Annotated in this window: 18 protein-coding genes; 12 read left to right on the top strand and 6 right to left on the bottom strand. The window is 33.3% G+C overall.

All coding sequences use genetic code 11. The annotated features are described in order from the left end of the window. Positions 1 to 51: 51 nt before the first annotated feature. Complete coding sequence (locus tag GCL60_RS06370; protein ID WP_153419361.1) at positions 52 to 1,704, bottom strand: DEAD/DEAH box helicase; 1,653 nt, start codon at positions 1,702 to 1,704, stop codon at positions 52 to 54. 292 nt (positions 1,705 to 1,996) lie between these two features. Between GCL60_RS06370 and GCL60_RS06365 the strand changes: the two genes are divergently transcribed. Both GCL60_RS06365 and lepB read left to right on the top strand, forming a co-directional pair. Then, positions 1,997 to 2,254, top strand: coding sequence for a hypothetical protein (locus tag GCL60_RS06365; protein WP_153419360.1), 258 nt, complete (start codon positions 1,997 to 1,999; stop codon positions 2,252 to 2,254). A 25-nt stretch (positions 2,255 to 2,279) separates the two neighbouring features. Further along, positions 2,280 to 2,972, top strand: coding sequence for a signal peptidase I (lepB, locus tag GCL60_RS06360; RefSeq protein ID WP_161998103.1), 693 nt, complete (start codon positions 2,280 to 2,282; stop codon positions 2,970 to 2,972). Between the two features lie 9 nt (positions 2,973 to 2,981). Here the strand turns inward: lepB and GCL60_RS06355 are convergent, their stop codons facing one another. Further along, on the bottom strand, positions 2,982 to 4,130 hold the full coding sequence (locus tag GCL60_RS06355; protein ID WP_153419356.1) for a glycerate kinase: 1,149 nt from the start codon (positions 4,128 to 4,130) through the stop codon (positions 2,982 to 2,984). 217 nt (positions 4,131 to 4,347) lie between these two features. On the opposite strand from GCL60_RS06355, the gene acpP reads away from it, so the two are divergent. From acpP to GCL60_RS06325, 6 genes are all read left to right on the top strand, one after another. Then, positions 4,348 to 4,599 (top strand): acyl carrier protein, encoded by a 252-nt coding sequence (gene acpP / locus GCL60_RS06350; RefSeq protein WP_280589996.1) that lies wholly within the window; start codon positions 4,348 to 4,350, stop codon positions 4,597 to 4,599. A 97-nt stretch (positions 4,600 to 4,696) separates the two neighbouring features. Next, a complete protein-coding gene (gene rpiB, locus GCL60_RS06345) occupies positions 4,697 to 5,152 on the top strand; it encodes a ribose 5-phosphate isomerase B (protein ID WP_153419354.1) in 456 nt (151 codons plus the stop codon). Next, positions 5,149 to 6,435 (top strand): serine hydroxymethyltransferase, encoded by a 1,287-nt coding sequence (locus GCL60_RS06340; protein WP_153419353.1) that lies wholly within the window; start codon positions 5,149 to 5,151, stop codon positions 6,433 to 6,435. The genes rpiB and GCL60_RS06340 overlap by 4 nt, the downstream gene beginning before the upstream one ends. A gap of 13 nt (positions 6,436 to 6,448) precedes the next feature. Continuing rightward, entirely contained in the window at positions 6,449 to 6,943 is a 495-nt protein-coding gene (nrdR, locus tag GCL60_RS06335) for a transcriptional regulator NrdR (RefSeq protein WP_153419351.1), read from the top strand. Between the two features lie 49 nt (positions 6,944 to 6,992). Further along, positions 6,993 to 7,640, top strand: coding sequence for a riboflavin synthase (locus tag GCL60_RS06330; RefSeq protein WP_153419349.1), 648 nt, complete (start codon positions 6,993 to 6,995; stop codon positions 7,638 to 7,640). 34 nt (positions 7,641 to 7,674) lie between these two features. Next, on the top strand, positions 7,675 to 9,303 hold the full coding sequence (locus tag GCL60_RS06325) for a hypothetical protein (protein WP_153419347.1): 1,629 nt from the start codon (positions 7,675 to 7,677) through the stop codon (positions 9,301 to 9,303). An 11-nt stretch (positions 9,304 to 9,314) separates the two neighbouring features. On the opposite strand, the gene pth is transcribed toward GCL60_RS06325, so the two are convergent. After that, complete coding sequence (gene pth, locus GCL60_RS06320) at positions 9,315 to 9,866, bottom strand: aminoacyl-tRNA hydrolase (RefSeq protein WP_153419346.1); 552 nt, start codon at positions 9,864 to 9,866, stop codon at positions 9,315 to 9,317. A gap of 6 nt (positions 9,867 to 9,872) precedes the next feature. Continuing rightward, positions 9,873 to 10,421, bottom strand: coding sequence for a 50S ribosomal protein L25 (locus GCL60_RS06315; protein ID WP_153419344.1), 549 nt, complete (start codon positions 10,419 to 10,421; stop codon positions 9,873 to 9,875). Positions 10,422 to 10,715: 294 nt separating this feature from the next. On the opposite strand from GCL60_RS06315, the gene pal reads away from it, so the two are divergent. Both pal and GCL60_RS06305 read left to right on the top strand, forming a co-directional pair. Next, positions 10,716 to 11,213: a peptidoglycan-associated lipoprotein Pal gene (gene pal / locus GCL60_RS06310; RefSeq protein WP_153419342.1), complete on the top strand. Its 498-nt coding sequence runs from the start codon at positions 10,716 to 10,718 to the stop codon at positions 11,211 to 11,213. 230 nt (positions 11,214 to 11,443) lie between these two features. Next, positions 11,444 to 12,799 (top strand): RCC1 domain-containing protein, encoded by a 1,356-nt coding sequence (locus tag GCL60_RS06305; protein WP_153419340.1) that lies wholly within the window; start codon positions 11,444 to 11,446, stop codon positions 12,797 to 12,799. Positions 12,800 to 12,801: 2 nt separating this feature from the next. On the opposite strand, the gene GCL60_RS06300 is transcribed toward GCL60_RS06305, so the two are convergent. Next, positions 12,802 to 13,578 (bottom strand): HAD family hydrolase, encoded by a 777-nt coding sequence (locus tag GCL60_RS06300; RefSeq protein WP_153419338.1) that lies wholly within the window; start codon positions 13,576 to 13,578, stop codon positions 12,802 to 12,804. Positions 13,579 to 13,673: 95 nt separating this feature from the next. Beyond that, positions 13,674 to 16,367, bottom strand: coding sequence for a tetratricopeptide repeat protein (locus GCL60_RS06295; RefSeq protein WP_153419336.1), 2,694 nt, complete (start codon positions 16,365 to 16,367; stop codon positions 13,674 to 13,676). Positions 16,368 to 16,523: 156 nt separating this feature from the next. On the opposite strand from GCL60_RS06295, the gene pilM reads away from it, so the two are divergent. Both pilM and GCL60_RS06285 read left to right on the top strand, forming a co-directional pair. Continuing rightward, entirely contained in the window at positions 16,524 to 18,260 is a 1,737-nt protein-coding gene (pilM, locus tag GCL60_RS06290; protein WP_153419334.1) for a pilus assembly protein PilM, read from the top strand. 2 nt (positions 18,261 to 18,262) lie between these two features. After that, the gene (locus tag GCL60_RS06285) at positions 18,263 to 18,919 is read left to right on the top strand and encodes a hypothetical protein (protein WP_153419332.1); all 657 of its coding nucleotides are present in this window, start codon (positions 18,263 to 18,265) and stop codon (positions 18,917 to 18,919) included. Positions 18,920 to 18,928 lie beyond the last annotated feature (9 nt).

Below are 18,928 nucleotides of genomic sequence, written 5' to 3'. Positions count from 1 at the left end.
CAACTATTTGCTGTTTTTCCTTATAACAATCTAAGTTATTAGGAATTTATTTTAGGCAATAGGGTAGTTTCTTTTTCCAGAGGTTTCAGAAGACTTTTTAGCAACGCCTCTGCCGCCAAATCCACCCATACGCTCAGGTTTTCCGCCTGGTTTTTTATTGTCTCCAAAACGATTACCAGAACTGTTTCCACCAAATTTTCCACCACGATCAGAAGAAGAGCGACCTCCTCCACCGTAACGTCCACCGCGATCACCACCACGACCGTAGCCGCCTCTTTGTGAGCGTCCACCGCGTTCAGATGAAGTAGAGAATTTTGCATTTTCTACATTAGAACCAAATTCTGTCTTGAAAGGAGGTGCGATGTCTTCTACATGAAGGCTTTTTCCTAGCTGTCTAGAAGCTTCTGATTTTAGAAGTGTGCCAAGAATTTCTTTTAATTTATCGCCATCAAGTTTTGAAATAATCTGTTCAACAGATTGATTTATATAGTCTTGAGCAGCAACAGTATTTTCATTTACGCGAAATAACATGTTGTTAAAAAATTGTGTTGCAATTTTTTTAGCATCAGGAAGTTCAATACGTGTTGGATTAATTTTAATTTTGTTACAAACAAATTGAAATTCTCTGCGTTCAACATGAGTAATAATTGTCCAAGCTTTACCTGTTGCTCCTGCGCGGCCTGTACGACCTGCTCTGTGCGTGTAGGTTTCTACATTTGTTGGAACAGTATAGTTAATAACGTGTGAAAGGCCTGTGATATCAATACCACGTGCAGCAACGTCTGTAGCCACTAAAATACGAAGTTGGCGATTTTTAAAACGCTCCATAGTTTGGCTACGGTCATTTTGTGTCATTTCACCATTTAAAACGCCTGCCGCAAAACCTCTTTCTAAGAGAGAGTTATGGATATTGCGTGTGTCTTCGCGTGTCTTACAGAAAATGATGGCATGCTCTGGATCATGATAAATAAGTAAGCCTAAAAGAGCGTCTAAATTACGACCCATTTTTACTTCAATAAAACCATGCTCAATTAAGCCAGTGCTTGTATCTGTGCTAGCCACTTTAACTTCAAATGGGTTTGAAACCATTTGGCGTGCTATATTAGTTACTTTTGGAGGAAATGTAGCTGAAAATAATAGAGTTTGAGCTTTTTTTCCAATAGCACCTTTGATTTTGATAATGTCTTCGGCAAATCCAAAATCAAGCATTTCGTCCATTTCATCTAAAACAAGAATCTCAACGCCAGTAAGGCTAATAGAACCTTGCTCTAATAAGTCATTAAGACGGCCAGGAGTCGCTACGACAGCGTCTACACCACGTTGTAACGTAGATGTTTGGTAACGATAGCTTTTACCACCTGTGATTGCGAGAATTTTGTAGCCTTGAGGTTTAAAGTTTGTTTCAAAAACATCTGCTACCTGTTGAGCTAGTTCTCTTGTAGGAGTAAGTACTAGAATGCGAGGTTTGCCTGCTACTGGCTTTTCAAGTCTAGCAAAAGCAGGTAATCCAAAGGCAAGGGTTTTGCCAGAGCCTGTGCGGCTTTGAGCAATTACATCACGCCCTGCAAGAACAGGAGCGTAGGTTGCTTGTTGGATAGGAGTTGGTTTAGTAATACCTTGTGATTCAAGGCCTGCGCGAATTGCTTCTGGCAATAAGTTAAAAATAGAAGACTCTTCTGTTGCAACAGTATTGGTATTTGTCATTTGCTTCCCAAAAAATAAAGAAAAGAAGGGGTTAGCTGCATAGAGCTAAGAACACTCAGGCGAGAATTGAGAAAGAATCATACAAGCCTGTATAAGAACAAGCAATATTAATAGGTTGCAACTTTGCGCGTCTAACGTGTACGCTTTGCAACAAAAGAGTTAGTCTTTCTGAACCCCTGCCAGCAGACCCTTAAACTGTATTATATGAAGGGTGTCAAGAGGGTTTTTTTTATTATTCAAAAATGGTATGTTAAGCGAGTTTTTGAACAGATTGATACGATGAGGTGTAACTATGGAAAATCATGATGAATTAAGAGTAGAGTTAGAAAAACTTAGAGCAGAAAATGCAGCTTTGAAAAGCGAAAAAAAACCAGCATCTTTAAGAGAAATTAGCTTTAAAGTTGCGGAAAAAGGAGGACTTTCTGTTTATGGATTAGGTCGTTTTCCTGTTACTCTTTATAAAGAACAATGGATCCGACTTCTTGACAAACAAGGTGATATAAGAAATTTTATTAAGGATAACGAAGAAAAGTTAAAATCAAGAGAATAATTTTATTTAGATTGGCAACAAAGTTGTGAAATTTTTAAAAGAGTTTAAAGAAATTGTTATTGTTTTTATTTGTGTGTTTGTATTTCGTTCTTCTTTTTTAAATTGGTATTTAATACCTTCAGGTTCTATGTTGCCAACTCTAAAAATTGGAGATCATGTAGTCGTAAATAAACTCTCTTATGGTTTTATGTTACCTTTTATGGAAACTAGAATTATGAGTTGGGATAAGCCTAAAAAAGGCGATATTGTTGTTTTTCAAGGACCTTCATCAGAAGGTGCTCAAGTTTTAATTAAACGAGTTATTGCTACAGCTGGCGATTATGTTTCGTTTGAAAATGGTATATTAAAAATAAATGGAATACCTTCTAAAGAAACAATAGAATTAAATAGATCTGTGCTTGAAGACATTGGTAATAATGATGATCTTTCAGATTATTTATTAATAAATGAATCTGGATTTTCAAAGTTACCTTATCATATTTTGCGCAAGAAAAAAGGTGGAGTAACAAGTGCGGAAAAGAAAACATGGATAGTCCCAGAAGGAAAAATATTTTGCATTGGAGACAATAGAGATAACTCCTATGACGGCCGCTTTTGGGGATTTATCGATCAAAGCTCAGTGTATGGAAGAGCATTTTTAATTTCTTATTCTACTGGGGATAAAGGAACTTGGCCTCATTTTAGAAATGAACGTTGGTTTATGAAGCTTACGAATTAATTTTTGAAATTATTTAGATACAAGTTTATCAGCTATATCTTGTCCTATATGATATAATTTTATTTTAGAATTTCTCATGAGTTCGTTTGCAGTATAACCCATATTTTCTTCTTCAACTAAAGTAATAATTTCAGATAAACCCAATTTTAATTTTAATTCTTGTTTATTTTTTGTTACGTTTCCGAATATTCCAATAAGTTTATGCTGATTTTTTAAAGCAAGTTGAGAAACAGTGCTCACTGTTTTTCCGTATAATGTTAAGTCGTCTAAACTACCTTCACCACAAACAATTAAATCGGAGCCTGTGAAACTGGGTGCTAAAGCGATAGCTTTTGCAATTTTTTTAGAACCCATTTCAATGCGAATATTATTAAATACAGCGGATAATCCAATACATATTCCTCCTCCAGCACCAGTAAAAGCATCTTCAAGTCGAGGAATATAGGGGAAATCATTTTTTAATATATTCCAAAAATGATAAATTTGTTTTTCAATATAAGGAATTGTGGAATCTTTAGCCCCTTTTTGTCTTAAAAAAGAAGCTAAAGTAACACCTGGGCCTTTTGCAGGAGCATTCACATCACATAAAGCTGTAATGCGACATTTTTTCATATAATCAGGAATCTCTTCTTTTTGAAAAGATCTTATTTTATTCATATTTTCTATACATGGACGTAGTCTTTTACCATTCTCATCATAAGCAGAAAGTCCAAAGGCACTTGCTATACCCCAGCCAGCATCTGCTGTTAATGTACCGCCTATACAAAGCCAAACCTCTTGGGGGCGTAAAGGAAATGCTTTTTGCAAAAGTTTGCCAAAGCCCCATGTATTTGATTCAAGTAATATTTCTTCAGTAGCTAAAGATTTTGCATTCCCCAATATTTCTGCTGATTCTAAAACGGCTAATCTTCTTGCATTTTGCCAATAAACATTTGCTTCCGTTGTTCTTCCAAGAAGATCGCAAACTTCAACTCTCAAGGAATCCATTCCTAAACTTGCAGCTAGAAGAGAGGCGCTCCCTTCTCCGCCATCTGCCATTGGTCTTTGAATAATTTCAATTTTTGGATTTCTATTTCGAATGCCATCGGCGACGAGTTCGCAAACTTGGCGTGCAGTAAAAGTTCCTTTGAATTTATCAAAGGCAAGAACGATACGCATGAATTTGGCCCCCTACCTCCGATCCATTTTCGGAGATTATAAGTTTTTTAACCCTAATTTAGTATATTATGAAAATCAGAGTTGTTCAAAAGTTACTCTTAATTGTGCATTGCTTTTATCATTCCTCTTTGTTAAAGAAGCCTAAGCAGAGGTATTTGTTAGTAACACTACAAACTGCTTCGTTTTTAGATTAAATTCTTCATTTGGGGTAATTACAATGGATACGCAGCTTGACGCAAAGCAAATGGAAATGAAACTTATTAAGATCGTAGCGGAAAAGTTGAATATAGAGGAAAAAAATATAACAACAGCTTCACGCTTTCAAGAGGATCTTGGTGCAGATTCACTTGATATTGTTGAGCTTCTAATGGAAATCGAAGAAGTATTTGGTGTAAATATTTCTGACGAAGAGTCTGAACGTCTTAAAACAGTTGGCGATGCTGTAAAATTCATCGTTGCAAAGCTTTAAGAGCTAAAGTGAATGAAGGCACCGTTTTTGGTGCCTTTTTTTTTGTTTTGAAATCGAGTTTCTCCATATGTACCAATTATACTTATGAGGGTTTATTATGAAAATAGCAATTGCAGCAGATCATGCTGGTAGAGAATTGAAAAGTTATGTTATCGATTTTTTAACTCTGACTAACCATCAGGTTCTTGATTATGGCGTTGCAGCAGATTCTTCAGCATCTGTAGATTATCCAGATTATGCAGATATCGTAGCTTCAGAGGTTTCAACAGGAAGATGCGATAGAGGAATTTTAATATGTGGAACTGGAATTGGAATGTGCATTACTGCCAATAAGTTTCCTGGTGTTAGAGCGGCTGTTGTCAACGATGAATTTACAGCTCGCATGAGTAGAGCACATAATGATTCAAATATTATGTGCTTAGGTTCAAGAATCGTAAATTATCAACGTGCCATCGATTTTGTTAAAATTTGGCTAGCCGCTGAGTGTGAAGAAGGCCGCCATAGAAGTCGAATTGGTAAGGTAACAGCTATAGAAAAGAGGCTTTCACAATGAATCATTTTCTTTCTTTTGATCGCACTGATTTATTAAAATCAGATCCTGAAATTGCTAATTTGTTGGCTAAAGAGAGTCATCGTTTGAATGATGGCTTAGAATTAATTGCTTCTGAAAACGTAGCAAGTCCTGCTGTATTAGCTGCTTTAAGCAGTGTTTTATCAAATAAATATGCAGAAGGTTATCCAGGCCGTCGTTATTATGGTGGTTGTGAGTTTAATGATCAGGTAGAGCAAATTGCTATAGATCGTATTAAAAAACTTTATGGTGCAGAGCATGCAAATGTGCAGCCTCATAGTGGAGCTCAAGCAAATCAAGCCGTATTTTTAGCGTTTTTAAAACCTGGCGAGACTTTTTTAGGTATGAGTTTACCTCATGGTGGTCATTTAACACATGGCTCTCCAGTAAATATCTCAGGTCTTTATTATAAAGCGGAATCTTATGGGGTCGATGCAAATGGTTTTATCGACTACGAAGAGCTTGCTAAAAAAGCTCGTGAATGCAAACCAAAATTAATTATTGCGGGAGCAAGTGCATATCCTAGAGTGATCGATTTCGCTAAATTTCGCCAAGTAGCAGATGAAGTGGGAGCGCTCTTAATGGTCGATATGGCTCATATCGCAGGATTAGTTGCAGGAGGACAGCATCAAAGTCCTGTTCCTTTTGCCGATTTTGTTACAACGACAACCCACAAAACTCTTAGAGGTCCAAGAGGTGGAGTGATTCTTTGTAAAGAAAAATATGCAAAAGCAATTGATAAAGCTATTTTTCCAGGATTGCAGGGCGGTCCTTTAATGCATGTGATTGGAGCTAAAGCGGTTGCTTTTGGAGAAGCTTTAAATCCTTCATTTAAGTTATATGCAGAACAAATTGTTGTGAATGCTAGAGTATTAGCAGAGACATTATTATCAAATGGAATTCATCTTGTTTCTGGCGGAACGGACAATCATTTAATTCTAATCGATCTTAAAGAATCACCGCTCAGCGGAAAAGATGCAGAAGAGCGTCTTGCTAAAATTGATATTACTGTGAATAAGAATAGTGTACCAAACGATCCACGCAAACCTATGGTAACAAGTGGGATTCGAATTGGAACACCAGCTGTAACGACTCGTGGTCTTGTTGCTGAAGATATGAAGATTTTAGGAGAAGCGATAGCTTTTGCACTAAAAAACGATGATTCTCTTCTTGAAAAAGCAAAAGAAAAGGTTTCATCTTTGTGCAAAAAGTACCCGCTTTACAATGGAGCTCTTCTCAACAAAGGTTATGTTTCCCCTTATTAGGAAAGTTTTTCCCATGAAGTGTCTTCAATGCCAAAACCCTGAAAGCAAAGTGCTTGAAAGTCGCGAAAGTCGTGATGGGAGGACGGTTCGAAGAAGAAGAGAGTGCGTAAGTTGTGGGTATCGATTTACAACGTTCGAGCGCTCGGAAGAACAACCTCTCTATATTATTAAACGAGATGGAACTCGTGAGCTTTTTAGTAGAGAAAAACTATTAAAAAGCATGGGAATAGCTTGTCAAAAAAGATCAGTTAGTACAAAAAGCCTCGATGCCATATGTGATTGGGTTGAAAGTGTTTGCCATTCCTCAGAAGAACGAGAAATTACAACCCAGAAAATTGGGGAGCTTGTTCTTGAAGCTCTTTTAAAGCTGGATCCTGTAGCTTATGTCCGTTTTGCATCCGTATATCGAGCTTTTTCAAGTCCCGATGATTTTGTTATTGAATTAAAATTATTAATTGAAAGAGCGCAAAAAAATAATTTTAATTTGGATCTTGAAAAAGAAAATTGAACTGAATATTTTGAATATATTGTGGTTATATTGTTAATTGGAGTTTCATATGTTTACTGGAATTGTGCAAGATATTGGTATTGTAGAATTTATATATCGCAATGAAAACTCGATAAGAATGGCAATATCTTCTGATCTAGATAAATGCCATATGGCTTTAGGGGCAAGTATATCTTGCAATGGTTGTTGTTTAACAGTGGTTGAATTTTTTCAAAATTCAAATAAAAATGTTTTTGTCGTTGATGTTGGATATCAAAGTCTTGCCTTAACAAACTTTGATAAAATGATTGTTGGTTCTCGTATAAATTTAGAGCCTGCTTTGCGTGTTGGTGATGCTCTTGGAGGACATCATATGACAGGGCATATAGACTATTTGGCAAAAATAAATGAATTTTACAAAATAAGTGATGAGTTTTGGAAATTGGTAATATCTATTCCAAAGCAATATTCTAAATGGATGGTTCCAAAAGGAAGTATTGGGATTGCTGGAATAAGTTTAACAATTGCTGGGATTACTTTAGAAAAAAATGAAGATTCTCTTATTGAAATTATGATTATACCACATACATATCTAAAAACAAATTTGCAGTTTTGCGCCTCACAAATGAGCATTGAAATTGAATTCGATCAATCTGTCAAAGCTATTGCTTCTATAGTCGAATCTATGTTACCTAATTATATTCAGGCTCGTAAATAAACGGCTTTAACAATTCAGGAAAATAATACAACTTATGTCATTTGATCTGCAAAAACAAAATGTTGCGGTTCATGCCTCTCGCCTTACTCCGGAATTCAGAAAAGCAATTCATTCAGAGTCTGGTATTACTCATTTGAAGCATGTAAAATCTATCCGGCAAGTAAATGATACAAGTCATTCTCAGGTTCTTGTTGAAACTTCAAAAGAAGATTCCCTTTTGATTTCAGATTCAAAAATTTATGCTTTGAAAAAGAGGCTTCTTGCACCTTCATGGTGGGTAGAAGGACTTTTATTGACATTAGGTTCAAAAGAAGCTTGGTTTGATTCTTTAATTTCAAAACGAGCGGGTAAAATAATTACTGCTCCTACTAATATAAATGCAAAAAATATGACTCTCATGTTTGCTATATGGCATGAGGCTTTGTCCCGAATTTTTTCATTAAAAAATGATGAAATGACTTTAAAATTTCCAATTAATAAATATTTAATTGGTACTCAAAAAGATGTTTATGAAAATTGTAAACAATTAGAAGATCTTTGGGCGGCTCCTTTAAACTTATTTGAAGTTAAACCCTCAAAAAAATCAAAATCTTTATCTTTATCGCGCGCGGGAAGCCTTGGTTTTGTTAGGCATGCACAAATAGAAAATGATGTAGATGGTATTTGGTTTTCATTAAGTCTTTCTCAATCCATTCAATCCTTTTATTATCCACAACGTATGAACCAGGATTCTTCTGCTATTAAAGCCTCATTTATTAGTATTAATCCTGTTGTAATTCAATCTATGGGGACAAAAGCAAGTCTTAAAAAAATTCTAAATTATTTGTTTTTAGAATTTTCAAAACAAGAAGGTGTTGAATATAACATTAATAATTGGAGTTCTGTTCCTTTAGATGCAAAAAATATCAGCTCTTTTCATAAAGAAATTTTAGCTAATGTTCCTGCGCTTTATGACCATGGGGTTTTAGGATGGAATATTGCTGCTCCTAATATAAAACTTTCAGATTTAAAAAATAAAATATTAGAAAACTCTTATAATGTAGATAACTCGTCAATGGGGTCTGTTGTTTATTGCTGGCAACTTTCTGAACAGGCTAAAGAGGCTTCTGAATTAGAACAGGCTATTAGTGATAAATTAATGTCTATGTCGCCTTCTTACGCTTCTCAACACCCTTCTTTTGCCGCTCCTATCGCTAAAATTGCAATGAAGTGTTCGGCAACTGGAGAAACTCTTTTTCCTGAGCCACCTCCAGATCAATTAAATAAAATTCGTAAAGAAAAGGCATTAAAAGCGGAAAAAATTGAAAAAAAGCAAGATAAAAAAGTGATTGTAACCAAAAAAGAAACTGTCGTAAAAAAAGCTTCTAAAAAAACAACGCATCAAACTCTTTTTGATTCTTCAGATCTTGTTCATAATGAAGATTTATCTTTAGATAACGTTATAAATGAGACTAAAAAGCAAATCATTAAAAAGAAAGTTATTTCTGTTAAAGAAACACTATCTGATAATGACTTTATAATTTTAGTTTCAGAGTTTTATGAATCTTTAAAACCATTGCAGAAAAAGGCTTTTGAGAGAGAACGGGCTGGTATGAATCCAGAGCAATTTAGAGTTTACATGACACCTATTTTAAAGAGAAAAAAAAGTAGAAAATTAAAATAAATGTAATTTAGTTATTTGTTTTTCTTTTTTAATATTTGTTTCATGGTTTCAAGTAGGCGTGTTTTTGCTAGCGGAAAGCTTTCTTTTTCTAAAAACTCAGTTTCTGAATTTGTGAACTTCCCTAAAACCCAGTTTGCAGTAGCACCCTTATGTTCAGGCTTACCAATTCCAATTTTTACACGATAAAACTTGTCTGAGCTTAGTTTATCCAAAATATCACGGATACCATTATGGCCGCCATGACCGCCTCCTAGACGCGTTTTAACGGCCCCTGGAGCTTGATCTAAGTCATCAAATATAACGATAAGTTCTTCTTCGTCTATTTTAAAAAAAGAAAGGGCTTGTTGCACACTGTTGCCTGATAGGTTCATGTATTCCTGCGGTTTCATTAGAAAAACATCATGACCCTGCCATCTTGTACGGGCAGTAAGCGCGCCAAATCTATTTTGAGACAAAAAAACACCGGATTCTGCTGCGATTTGATCGACAAGCATGAATCCGATGTTATGTCTTGTATTTTCGTAATTGCTCCCAGGATTACCCAGGCCAACAAGGATAAACACTGCTTTTTAGAGCTTCACAAGAGAAGCAAGAGCAAGGTTTTGGCCTTTACCAGTACGAACAACAATGCCTTCTCCAAGAGTAATATCATGAAGTTGGATAGATTGTTCTGCTTTTAAACCACTTACGTCAACATCAATTTGTTTTGGTAGCTTAGAAAGTGGAGCTTTTACTTCAAGGTAACGAGTACGGATACTGAATGAACCTTCTTTTTCTTGCTCACGTGTTAAACCAATAAAGTTTAAAGGAACGTGTGTACGAATGAGGTCATTAGGCTCTACTTCTTGAAAGTCAAAGTGAATTGGCTTGTCGTTGAGTGGGTTTACTTGAACTTCACGCATAAGAACTGTTTTTTCAACGCCGTCAAGAACGAGTTTTAAAACGCTAGAACGAGTGTGGCCTTTTGGAAGGTCGGAAACAGAGATTTCAATTTTTGTTGAAACACCCTTTTTGTAAAGGATTCCAGGTACAAGCCCGCTATGGCGTAGCTTGCGAACGGTTCCTTTAGATGCATCTCCGCGTAATTTAGCGCGGATTACAATGTTTTCTAATGTCATAGAGGTTACTCCTGTTAAGAGATCATTACCATAGAGTTTTATGGCAATGGAGTTCCTTATATCAAAAAACAGTCCTGAGCAATAGAAGGTTTTTAAAGTAATAAAAAAAGATTGCAGTTAAATAAAAGAACATTTATGTTGTTTTTCAATTCTAAAAAGGTGAGTTATTTATTGACTTTTACATTGTTTGAATTAAAGAGAAATTGTATTTGATTTTTATTAGTTTCTTCGTATATAACTTCATTTCTTAGTAGTTTTAAGGTCGTTAGTTTAACGTTAACTATGGAGTCCCCCATGAATTTTTCTAAAGTTATTCTTGCATCATCTGCGCTTTCTTTAGCATTTTTTGCAGCAAGTTGCTCAAGTACAAAAAAAGCAGAACAGCCAGCAGAACAACCAAAGCCAGTAGAAGTATCTTCTGAACCAGCAGCAAAAGTAGCAACTCAAAATCCTGAAACAGCTGGTGAGTTTAAAACTGTATATTTTGACTTTAACAAATTCGATATTCGTGGTGACCAAAAAGAAGTAGCAAATCAAATTGCTGAGCACTTAAAGGCTGCTCCAACTGTACAAGTTCAAATTCAAGGTAACACAGATGATCGCGGTTCTACTGAGTATAACATGGCTCTTGGACAAAAACGTGCTCAAGCGCTTAAAAACTATTTAATCGCAAACGGTGTTCAAAATACAATTGAAACTATCAGCTACGGTAAAGAGCGTCCTGCTGTTGCTGGAAATGATGAAGAAGCTTGGTCTAAAAATCGTCGTGATGATGTTGTTAAAATGAAATAATTTCTTTTTAATCATTTTTTCATAATTCCCAAATAAGATAATATATCTATTTTGGGAGTTTTTTTTTGTTTATATTTGAATTTATAAAAATAAATATTTAGTAAATTCTTGCAGTCAAATATCTAGAATCTAGGTAAAAAATTCTTTTTTATTTTAAAAAAATTAATATAACTTAACGAGAAACGTGTAGCTAATTTTAACGTAAAAATTTAAAATGGTGAAATTTATTTATGAAACAAAATGTATTAAGAAAAATAAATTTAATTTGTTTTTATAATTTTAAATATTTTTTAGCTATAATTTCTTTATTTATAATAACAGGATGTAATCAACTTTATGATTTAACTGATCCCTCTATTCCTTTACAGGCTTCAGCTTTCAATTCATTAGATGAACTTGTAAATTACTCGGCCTCTTTAGGATATGTACCTTCTTATACAACAAATGGCCGTGAATATGGCCTTATTAGTGGTGCCGATGTTGGTACTTGTGTTGTTATGAAAAATGGTAAAATCAAATGTTGGGGAAATAATTCATTTGGTGCATTAGGTAATGGAACAACTGTAGATTCATACACTCCTGTAACAGCTTCTATTCTTCCAGTAACAACTGTATCAAGCTCAGGTGATTTTGCTGTTGCCGTATCCGCTGCTTACCAAACTACATGCGCTTATTTTAAAAGCGGTTTTAAATGTTGGGGGAGCAATACAGTTGGGCAATTTGGAACAGGTAGTGTAACAGGAACAGCTGTATTAACGCCAACAACAGTAACAAATATTTCTGGTAAAAACCTAAAAAGTTTTGCTGTTGGAGATTCTCATGCCTGTGCTTTATACACTGATAATACGATTGGTTGTTGGGGTGATAATACACAAGGTCAATTGGGTGATGGTACGAATACAGCTAGGTTATCTGGAATTTACCCAAGTTTACCAGCAACTGATAAAGCAGTGTCCTATCTATCCTGCTCAGATGCAATGACCTGTGCAATTACAACATCTGGAAAAGGATATTGCTGGGGAAACGCATTAAGCGGCGGCGGAGGTTATAGAGGTTTTTTATTGTCAACATCACCAACATTATTATCAAATGGCTCTACGTCGGTTTCAAGTGGGGATGGAGACCATATGTGTTTTATAAATCCAAACCAATCAATGAGCTGTTATGGATCAAATGGTTCAGGTCAGTTAGGAAATAGTTCAATCACAAATTCAACGACTTTGGTTGGTGTTTCAAATATTTCTGGAGCAAGTATGAATGTGGGAGGAGATAGTCATACATGTGCTGTAACAAATGACTATTCTTCGGTTTATTGTTGGGGAGATAATAACTATGGACAGCTTGGTAATGCTTCGGGATTAACTCAGATTACAGCAGCAACAACACCAGTTTCAGGTTTTCCTTCAGGTACTAAAATTGTAGATATATCCGCCTCTGATAAAAATACTTGTGCTTTATTAAGCAATGATGATGTTTACTGTTGGGGAAGTAATCAAGGATCTAGCGGTGCTTATCTTGGTGTAGCAGCTGCCCAAGGGACAAAGTTTAATACAGCAGTTAAAGTGTTAAACAGAGCAGATCCTTAATTTTATGCCTTTGAGTTTTGCCTGATATTTTCTTCTAAAGAATCTACTATATCTTTTAAACTTAATTTATTTCCTACTAAAAGAGTTTGGATACCTAAGGTGTGAGCAGGGAGATCATAATAGGGATCATTTCCTATCATAATGGTTCTTTCTGGAGTTGTTCCAATTTTTTTTAAAGTTTCATTAAAAAAGTTTTTATGGGGTTTGGTGCTTTTCATTACATCCCATGAAGTAACAAGATCGAAATCATGTAAATACAAATCACTTGCTTTTAATCTTAATTCAATTTCTCTTCTGCCGAATACAGCGTTGGTTGCTAGTGTTATATGCCTATTACTTGTATGTAAAAGATCAACTAATTTTCTTGCATATGGGTCTGAATGAAGAAATAAACAAATAAATGGATAATCTGAATCAAAAAATTTAGACATAAATCTTTCAATTTTTAATCTATTTGTATTTAACTCAGTTGCAAGAGTTTCAAAAAAAGCATCTTCATTTGAAGAAAAAGAATGAGATGAAAGTAAAATTTCTTTTGTTTTTTGAGCTGCTTTTATTAATTGAGAGATAGATCCAAAACTTCGCATTCTGAATAAAACACCGAGGGCAAATAAATTATGAAATAAAGCACCAGGTTGATCAATTAATGTTCCATCCATATCAAGAAGAACATGTGTTTTACCATTCCACCAATCACCAGAAATTGTAATTTTATTACGAATTCGTTTTAACTCTGAACTTTTTTGAATAGGTTTAGAAAGTTCTTGTTTATTTTTCATTTTAAAGTACCTGTGGAAAAAATAACCATAGTGTTACAAAAAACTTTAACAACTTAATTTAGAATATTCCTTTTTAATAAGTTGAAGTCAATTGATTAACAGGCTAAACCTACAGGACTTGAGTTATTTTTGTTTCCTACGGTTATAAAAATTTCTTCAACCATTTTTTGCTCAAAAGAATTTGTAGGATAAATATGGAAAAGTTGCGTTAAAGATTCTTTTGTTGTGTTATTTAGCTGCCCAGCACGTTCCAGCCCTTTAATTAAAAAGTAAAGGCTTTGAATAGAGGCGTTCGTGCTAATATTATTTTGCATTTTTTCTATACCAATCGAAAATTGCCCTTGCGCAACAAGAATATAACCATGTAAAACTTTTGTGTCCAAAGGTACTTTTTGAATATTATCATAAGAATCAATTGCAGCTTCAAGCAATGTCTGCGCTTTTTTAAAATCTGTACCTTTCATAATGATGCTTAATGCTTCAAGTTCAAATAACTTTTGTTTTGTTACTTTTCCAGATAATCCATGATTATTTTTAGCTATAGATAACCATTCGTCTACGAGTGGCCAATTGCCAGATAAACTGTAAATTTGAGCGATACATGCAGATAAAGTAGCAAAATTTAATTCTTTATTATTTTTTTGTTTAAGTAATAACAGCATTTCTTGAACTGCTGTTCGCGAATTATAACTAGCACCAGATTTTGCTACAAAAAGAAGAAGATTGTCATTTAAATTTTCGCTAACTAATATAGCGCATTTTGCAATATTCCAAGCAAATTCGGAAAAATTATTTTGAATACATTCAAATCCATATTTCATTAACTTATCACAAAGAGCTTCTCTCTGATTTGCAGAAGAATTTGTGTTTAAAATAAATTCTTCTAAAAACTTAACAATAGCTTCATTTTCTTTTAAAAATTTATTTGATTCTATATTTAAGCAAGAGCGTAAAAGCAAGATTAAATAAGAATGATTCCAAGGATCAATAGTCAAAGATTTTTGAATTTCTGAATATGAATTTTGAAAATCACCTTCAGAATAATAGGCAGCAGCTATACTCCAATGCAACTCATTTGATTGCTGTTCTGATAAACTGGTTAACTGCAATCCTTCTTGAGCGATTTCTCTTGCTGTTGAATAATCTCTAATTTTAAGAAGAAAGAAAATATATCTTAATATTCCATCAGAATTAAAATAGTCTAATGAAAACATGTATTGGAAATATTTTTTAGCATCCTTATTGTTGCCTAATTTTGAGTGAATTTCAGCAAGATAATAATGAACTTCTGGATCAAATTGATAAATATTGTAAAGTTCATCTAACTGAATTAAAATAAGTTCGCTTGGTGTTTCATTTGAGATAGAGTCCCTAATTTTATTTTTTTTCAACATGTAATCGCTTACATCTACTTGGGATACTTTTAATCCACAAAGTAACATGCAAAAACGAATTTCAGGACTTCCATGTAAATTTTTATAAGCAACTTTTAGACATTCTAATAGGCCATCTGAAGGATTATTACTGACACAGTGAGATGCTGTTTGAATAACAAGATCATGTGAGGAATCTTTAGAAATTAAAATTGCAAAGTAACAGATACGAGCAACGGGTTTAAGCCCATATTCATCGCATAGTTGGGCAATAAAATAAATTTGATTCATATCGCGTGGCGATTTTTTACATGCAATTACAATATTTTCAACTTCAGCACGACAAGCTTCTGATGCTGGAATATTATTTGCCAATTTATAGGCTTGCATAGCACCTAATAAACAGAGTATTTCAATTTCTACAGGGACTTCCCCATATTGTTTTTGAAGCCAATCAGCTAAGGTTCTTAAAGCATTAATCGCATTTTTATGATCACCTAAATTTAAAAATTCATTATATAATGCAGTATGTGTTTCAAAATGACCATGAACTAAAAATTTATCAACTGCTTCAAATCTTTCAGCATAATTTGTGTTTGGATCAGAAATAGCACCAATTTGTTGGAGCTCTGTCAATGTTGCTAAAATAGAAGTTGAATTTGATTTTAATGAAAAAGCGTGTTTCCAATGTTCTATTGCTTCGCTAAGGCGGCCAATGCTTTCTAAGGCACAACCAGAAATGAACCAAGCTGCATAGTTCTCAGGATAATTCATTTGAAGCTCAACAGCCTTATTATAAAGTTCTTCTTTGGCGTTTAAGTTTTCTGTTACTCTATTTTTATTTTCATTCGGAAATTGAAGTTCTTGAATAGGAAAATCTTCTGGGAAATAATCATCAGGAATATCCAGAGTTCTATTTATTCTAATTTTTTTATTAGAAAGAATATTTATTAAAGGAGTTTTTGAATTATTTGGGTATTCAATTTCTCTATGAGAATGTTCAATATGTTTTCTGACATCTGCTTTTTTGTCTTTTTCTGTATCATTTTTAGACGAAATCCGTATACTTCCTAATAGTATAGCAAAATTGATAGCCTTGGAATCAGGGTGTTCTTTGCTCAATTTTTTTAGGTCGTGTATGAGTTCGGAGAGCGTATCTCTTTTTGTAGATACTTCCACTCTTCTAAATAAGATTTCATAATCATTAGGGAACTTAACAGAAAGTTGTTTTAAAATGGTTTCTGCTTTTTCAAAGTCTTGAACAAATATAAATTTGTTTGCTGTTCCTAGTTTGTTTTCGAGTTCATTATTGATTAGCTTCCTAGGGCGTGTTTTAGAGGAGAAATTCATGCTACAGACAATATTTTGTCTTAGCTTCAGGCTTTTGTATTGTGAACCTTTTGCCCTTACCTGCATAATTTCTCCAACAAAGGTTTGACTACTTATATGAATTCGGTCTTTCTGATGGATAGCTGAAGTTTATTTTAAGGACTTAATGTTATTTGACTATATTTTAAAAATGGATTCATATAAAGCACTGAAAGTGCTGCCTATTATGGAGATGATAGAAAAATGCAGAAGATTCTTGGCCTTGATATTGGAACCTATTCAATTAAGGCTGCTATTATTTGGAATGATTATAAAATCATAAATGATTATAAAAATTACCTTGTACATCAACTTATTGAGCAAAAAATTGAATATAAAGAAGGTATCAATGAAAAAGAAGCTCAAACTCAGGCCATTGATGCACTCATAAAAAATTATAATTTGGAATTTGACACTGTTTATGCTGCTATAGATTCAAAAAATGTTTCTATTCGAAAAGTTGATTTTCAAAATATTCGTAAGAGAGATATTGTTGGATTTTTAGAAAATGAGCTAGAAAGTTCAAGTCCTTTCGCAATAGAAGATTCCATTTTAGATTATCAAATTATTGAATATACAAAAAATAAATCCTCTGTTCTATCTGTTCTATCTAAAAAAGAAGTTATCAAAGATATTTTAGATATTATTGAAAAAGAACATTTAAGAGTTAAAGTTCTTGATATTGATAACTTAACATATTTAAATATGCTTTCTTTTTTGGATAAAGAAACAAATAGTAACTCAGAAAATATTCATGAAAATGTTGAAGAAGGTGAAAAGCAAAACATCTTTTCAAATTTAATCATTAATATTGGACATAGTAAAACAACACTTACTTTTTTAGCAGACAAAAAGGTTTTATATACTAGAATAATAAGTATTGCTGGTGATTATTTTAATCAGGTATTAAAACAAAAATTTGAATTAAATTATTCGGAAGCAGAAATATTAAAACATTTTGTGAGTTCAATGGAAATAAGCTCTACTGAGGAAAGCGATAGTAAGAGAAATTTAGTCTCTATTGTATTATCTCAAGCTATTACAGAACTAGGTATTGAAATTTTAAGAACAATTCAGTCTTTTATTGCAAAAGAAAATATTAAAATTAAATCCGTATTTTTAACGGGTGGATCAAGTAAAATTAAAGGTGTAAAAGATTATTTTCAGGTTATATTAAATTTACCAGTAACTGGTATAAAAATTAGAAAAGAAAACTTCATGTTTCAAGATGATGAGTTTTCTGATAATGCGAGTGAAGCAAGTTTATCTGTATTTTCGCAATCTCTAGCAATAGCTATGCGTGGTTTACCCGTAATTGGGATTGCTTCTAAAATAAATTTAAGAAAAGGTGAATTTGCTCAGGTAAGTAACTATGATAAATTAATAAAACAAATATTTCTTTATTCCAGTTCTGTTGCAATCGTTCTTTTCGCTTTGTTTTTGAGCTACTTTATTAGGTCTTTTTTGTATAATAAAGAAATAGATACTTTAAAAAACCAATTTCGAAAAGACGTAATTGCCATGTCAAATGGAGAACCTTATAATTTAAGGGCAATATCTGGCAAAAAAGATTGGGATTTTAAAACATATGGTGATGAAGCAATTCAATTTCTTAAACAAAATATGAAAGATAAACAGATCATTATTGAAAATTATTCTTCCTTAGAACCAGCACTCCCTTTGAGGCTAATGAATCAGGTTTCAATAGCAATTCCTAAAGATATTTACTTTGAAGTTTCGGAATTTAGATTTCAAGATAATCAACTTTATATTGAAGCAGAGACAAATAACCCAGATAATATAAATAAAATAATTGATAAATTATCAAAAATAAAAGAATTAAAACAAGTTTCAAAAAAATCACAATCAAACAAAGTAGGTAGTGAAAAGAAAATAACTCACTTTTCTATTATTGCTTCAGTAACAAATGGAGAAGGGTGAAAATGAGCAATAGATATTCTGAAAATTTAGCTCAAGTAACACAAACGGTAAAAACATTTATTTTTGGAGAAAACAATAGCAGACTAGATTATTTAATTGAAAATTTTTATAGATTAAATCATGAACGCCGTTCATTAATTATTGTTTCTTCTATTATTTCTGCAATTGTTTTATTTGTTCTAACAATTATAATTTATTTAGTTGGTCTATTTTCTTTACAAAATAAACTATCAAGCGCTTATATTAACTCAAATGCATTAAAAGAAGTAAGACCCGCTTATGTAGCCGTTCAAACAAACTTTGACGAGCTTGAAAATGGAATTAAATCAACAAATGCAAATTTACCTATTATTAATTTATTAGATCAAAAAGCAAAAGATATGGGACTCCAAATTTCTGGGTTTCCCGTGAAACCTGTTATTGCAAAACTTCCAAATCAAAATCCCTTAGCAGAGCAGTTTCAAATAGTGAGTGTAGATTTTAAGTTATCAGGGGTTAGTTTAAAGAAAATGATGGAATACATAAATGCTGTTGAACAAATGCCTAATAAGCTTAAGGTTTCAAAATTTCGATTAATATCAATAACCGAAGCGAAACTTTATTTTGATGTTTTGTTGACAGTGGAAGCTCTTATGCCAATTGAAAAACAAAATAACTAAAATTCAATT

It is taken from the genome of Silvanigrella paludirubra, assembly GCF_009208775.1.
Taxonomy (GTDB): domain Bacteria; phylum Bdellovibrionota_B; class Oligoflexia; order Silvanigrellales; family Silvanigrellaceae; genus Silvanigrella; species Silvanigrella paludirubra.
Note: the sequence above shows the minus strand (reverse complement) of the source record. Positions and strands in the feature narration are given on the sequence as shown.

What these genes read in the sequence shown, in the direction of transcription:
- GCL60_RS06370 (WP_153419361.1), bottom strand. Translation starts at nt 1,704, where the DNA reads ATGACAAATACCAATACTGTTGCAACAGAAGAGTCTTCTATTTTTAAC.
- GCL60_RS06365 (WP_153419360.1), top strand. Translation starts at nt 1,997, where the DNA reads ATGGAAAATCATGATGAATTAAGAGTAGAGTTAGAAAAACTTAGAGCA.
- GCL60_RS06355 (WP_153419356.1), bottom strand. Translation starts at nt 4,130, where the DNA reads ATGCGTATCGTTCTTGCCTTTGATAAATTCAAAGGAACTTTTACTGCA.
- acpP (WP_280589996.1), top strand. Translation starts at nt 4,348, where the DNA reads ATGGATACGCAGCTTGACGCAAAGCAAATGGAAATGAAACTTATTAAG.
- rpiB (WP_153419354.1), top strand. Translation starts at nt 4,697, where the DNA reads ATGAAAATAGCAATTGCAGCAGATCATGCTGGTAGAGAATTGAAAAGT.
- GCL60_RS06340 (WP_153419353.1), top strand. Translation starts at nt 5,149, where the DNA reads ATGAATCATTTTCTTTCTTTTGATCGCACTGATTTATTAAAATCAGAT.
- nrdR (WP_153419351.1), top strand. Translation starts at nt 6,449, where the DNA reads ATGAAGTGTCTTCAATGCCAAAACCCTGAAAGCAAAGTGCTTGAAAGT.
- GCL60_RS06330 (WP_153419349.1), top strand. Translation starts at nt 6,993, where the DNA reads ATGTTTACTGGAATTGTGCAAGATATTGGTATTGTAGAATTTATATAT.
- GCL60_RS06325 (WP_153419347.1), top strand. Translation starts at nt 7,675, where the DNA reads ATGTCATTTGATCTGCAAAAACAAAATGTTGCGGTTCATGCCTCTCGC.
- GCL60_RS06315 (WP_153419344.1), bottom strand. Translation starts at nt 10,421, where the DNA reads ATGACATTAGAAAACATTGTAATCCGCGCTAAATTACGCGGAGATGCA.
- pal (WP_153419342.1), top strand. Translation starts at nt 10,716, where the DNA reads ATGAATTTTTCTAAAGTTATTCTTGCATCATCTGCGCTTTCTTTAGCA.
- GCL60_RS06305 (WP_153419340.1), top strand. Translation starts at nt 11,444, where the DNA reads ATGAAACAAAATGTATTAAGAAAAATAAATTTAATTTGTTTTTATAAT.
- GCL60_RS06300 (WP_153419338.1), bottom strand. Translation starts at nt 13,578, where the DNA reads ATGAAAAATAAACAAGAACTTTCTAAACCTATTCAAAAAAGTTCAGAG.
- GCL60_RS06295 (WP_153419336.1), bottom strand. Translation starts at nt 16,367, where the DNA reads ATGCAGGTAAGGGCAAAAGGTTCACAATACAAAAGCCTGAAGCTAAGA.
- pilM (WP_153419334.1), top strand. Translation starts at nt 16,524, where the DNA reads ATGCAGAAGATTCTTGGCCTTGATATTGGAACCTATTCAATTAAGGCT.
- GCL60_RS06285 (WP_153419332.1), top strand. Translation starts at nt 18,263, where the DNA reads ATGAGCAATAGATATTCTGAAAATTTAGCTCAAGTAACACAAACGGTA.